Source organism: Streptobacillus felis, from assembly GCF_001559775.1.
GTDB classification, from domain to species: domain Bacteria; phylum Fusobacteriota; class Fusobacteriia; order Fusobacteriales; family Leptotrichiaceae; genus Streptobacillus; species Streptobacillus felis.
Genome location: NZ_LOHX01000195.1, coordinates 1 through 246 on the forward strand (window position 1 = coordinate 1; position 246 = coordinate 246).

General features: G+C 31.7%; 1 protein-coding gene. It reads left to right on the forward strand.

Going from position 1 to position 246, the window contains the following annotated elements; genetic code table 11:
• A partial coding sequence (locus tag AYC60_RS03660; protein ID WP_330996904.1) for a YhfT family protein occupies window positions 1-246 on the forward strand: 246 nt, incomplete at both ends.

Sequence of the window (246 nt, forward strand, 5' to 3'; positions counted from 1 at the left end):
GTATTAATAGCTCGACAACTTGTATCAGTATATGGTAAATTCGCTGTAGGAAGCGCAACAATATCTTTAAATGCTGACGGTATAGCATTACTTGTTGGTATTATAGTTATGTTATTCTTTGCTATTAATGATAAAACAGAATCAACAAATTCTAATGCAACACTTCTAGGACTATTCTCAGAACGAGTTGCTAAAGTTAGGAAAAACATTTTAATAATTTCATTAATGGATGGACTAGCTTCTGCT